A 3126-nucleotide genomic window follows, 5' to 3' on the forward strand; every position below is an offset into this window, starting at 1 on the left:
TGCCAGCCGAGAGCAGCGCAAACTGGTGCTCAAAGAGGATGACTGGGATGACTGGGACGAGGAAGATGACGACGACGATGACGAGGATTATTGATCGAATTGAAACTTTAAAACCAGTTTATCTGATTGTAGAAGTTTTAGTCGTATCAGTGAAGTAATTGCCCTATAATAACCCATATAGCGATTCGTTATGTGGGTTATTGTTTATCTACACAATAGAATAGTAGTTCAGATAGTTGTAACTATGTTAATACATTGTCATATTCAGCTTGTTTCGCCTCTCGATTCGATCCAGAAATTATCAATTATTTTGCAGCACAATTTTATTGAGGAAATGTTCGTTTAATTTCCCGATTGATCCTGATCCAATCCATTAATATTAAAGCAATTTATTTTATATTTTTTATTACAGGTAAAGTGCTTATACTCGTTTTAATGTAAGGAAACATGAAAAGTAGCAATAAAGGAGTTTAATGAATGTTATTTGAGCAACTTGGTTTGTCAGCCAATATCTTACGCGCTGTGACGGAAGAAGGATATGAACATCCAACACCTATACAGGAAAAGGCGATACCAGCTATCCTGGAAGGGAAGGATGTAATGGGTGGCGCACAGACCGGCACGGGTAAAACCGCAGGCTTCACGTTACCAATGTTGCGCCGACTTGAAGTTTATGCAAATACCAGCATGTCACCTGCAAGGCATCCATTACGAACATTGGTTCTAGTGCCGACCCGAGAGCTAGCCATACAGGTTTTCGAAAGTATTCAAAACTATAGCAAGTACACAGCATTGCGATCTGCGCTTGTTTATGGAGGTGTGAATATCGACTCTCAGGTAAATGCTGTACGAAGTGGTATCGAAATACTCGTAGCTACCCCTGGTCGTTTATTGGATCACATCCAACAAAAAAATTTGGTTCTTTCAAATGTTGAAATTTTAATTCTGGATGAAGCCGATCGAATGCTGGATATGGGCTTCTTACCCGATATTAAAAAAATAGTAAGTTTTTTGCCGGGGAAGCGTCAAAATCTAATGTTTTCAGCAACATTTTCTGATGAAATAAAAAAGCTCGCCAACCAGATATTGAATGAACCAATTTTAATTGAAGTAGCAAAACAAAATTCAGTTAATGATTCAATTACTCATGTCGTTTACGCAATACAATCGGCATCTAAATCTGAATTGCTGATTCACTTAATAAAAGAAAAAAACCTTAAGCAAGCTTTAATTTTCAATCGTACCAAAACCGGGGCTGATCGTTTAAAAAAAATTTTGGATAAACATAATATTTCTGCCGCTGTTATTCATGGCAACAAAAATCAGTTGCAACGAAATCAGGCTTTCAATGAATTTAAACAAGGTACTATACAGACCCTAGTTGCGACCGACGTTGCTGCGAGAGGCTTGGACATTGAAGAATTATCTTGTGTAATAAATTTTGAATTGCCCAATAATCCGGAAGATTATATTCACAGGATTGGACGGACGGGTCGTGCGGGTACTAAAGGCTATGCAATTTCACTTGTCAGTTCCGAAGAAAAAAAATTATTAGTTGGTATTGAAAAATTATTGCAAAAAAGCATTCAAATTGAAAAAATTGCGAAATTTGAAAAAAATACTGTAAAAAATAATAAGCTAAAAGAAAAATCTGAAAAAAACGGTAGGAATGATAAAAACATAAAACATAATCTTCCCGAAAAAAATAATACAAGCAAAACGGTAGACAAGCGTACCGAAGTAATCTATTTTAATGGCGAACAAGTTTCACGTGATAACGCACCCAAAACACCCAAAACCTCTGTTAACGATCCATTATTTACACAGCCGTATATATCTAGCATTCCCGAGGAAAAATTAAATAAAGATTTTAATGATAATCAAGTATCGTTTAGACATAAGAATAGGAGATATTTAACTAAGACGGTTCCTGCTTTGTTTGTGCCGCCTGTAAATAAATGAAGCATTTCACAACCGGTAATAAAAAAGCAATAATTGTAAAGAGTAACCGTCAACCCAAGTTGATACAAACATACTATGATCATGACCATAATTCGAGCTTACTCAAAAAGTATAGGCAATTGATTGTATTGATAATTGACGTATATTTTGGTAAAATAATACACGTAAATCAATGAAATAACACTAGTACATCGTCCACCTTAAAATGACGGATAAAGATGTTTTAATTTAATGCGAGCATCTTCCGTCGTAAAGCGCCAGTTCATTTCACTGTTTTTCATGTTTCTTTGCTTTACCCATGCGCCTACTTCCTGAGTCAAATATTGCCTGTCCGCCATACGATCATTCATACACTGCCTGGACAATAAACTAAAGGGCGCCTCTAAAAATACCTAAAAAAGCGAGCCATTCCAATTCGAGGAACGATTAGTTCGATTTCCGACCATTTTTTTGTTTAATAACTTGATTTTTCTCCAATTCAAGGCAAAATTGGATTGTAACTGTCACGTTTTTGCCTCTTTTAGGCAATTTTGGGCGCAACAACCCTGTCGAAACTGAAATACTTTTTGCGAATCAACGTTGCTACACGTTTAATGTTATAAACGAGATTGAGCAAACCGATTTGTACTTTTGCTCTCATAAGCCCTATGGTACGAATAGCGATCCCGCCTATTTCATTCGTCATTGAACCAAACACATGTTCGACTCGGGCGCGTACCCGTGATTTCTCTTTGTTGCTGGATTTTTGCGCATCCGTGAGCGGATGATTGCGAGTACCCTTTTCGTGAATGCGGCTCGTGTGTCCAGTGGCAGTCAGACTTTCTTCCCGCGCCAGACTGCGATAAGCTGAATCCGCGTAAACATCTGTTCCTCCCACCTCCGGTGGCTGCAGTACTTCTTCCAAAACCTGACTGTCATGAACTTCCGCTGATGTAACTTCCCATGCGGTTACCAGCTTGGTATTTTGATCCACATTTGCGTGATCTTTGTAACCATAAAATGATTCGTTGTTCTTCTTCGTCCAACGCGCATCAATGTCTTTTTGTGCCAGCTTGCGGGGATTCTGTTCCCAATCAATCGGAACTGCACCTTCCTTGATGATCTTGTTTTCTTCTCGCGTATTGCGTTGTTTGGGTACTGTCACAAAGGTCGCATCAATGATCT

General features: G+C 38.3%; 3 protein-coding genes. 1 reads left to right on the forward strand and 2 read right to left on the reverse strand.

Going from position 1 to position 3126, the window contains the following annotated elements; translation table 11 throughout:
• Positions 1-477: 477 nt before the first annotated feature.
• A complete protein-coding gene (locus BMY60_RS14810; protein WP_090334671.1) occupies positions 478-1962 on the forward strand; it encodes a DEAD/DEAH box helicase in 1485 nt (494 codons plus the stop codon).
• 200 nt (positions 1963-2162) lie between these two features.
• Here BMY60_RS14810 and BMY60_RS15910 read toward each other — a convergent pair whose 3' ends face one another.
• On the reverse strand, positions 2163-2312 hold the full coding sequence (locus BMY60_RS15910) for a hypothetical protein (protein ID WP_177166701.1): 150 nt from the start codon (positions 2310-2312) through the stop codon (positions 2163-2165).
• A gap of 170 nt (positions 2313-2482) precedes the next feature.
• Positions 2483-3126 (reverse strand): IS5 family transposase (locus BMY60_RS14820; protein WP_143057484.1); only part of this gene is annotated, 644 nt, incomplete at its 5' end.

The sequence above is a fragment of the Nitrosomonas sp. Nm51 genome, assembly GCF_900111165.1.
Taxonomy (GTDB): Bacteria; Pseudomonadota; Gammaproteobacteria; order Burkholderiales; family Nitrosomonadaceae; genus Nitrosomonas.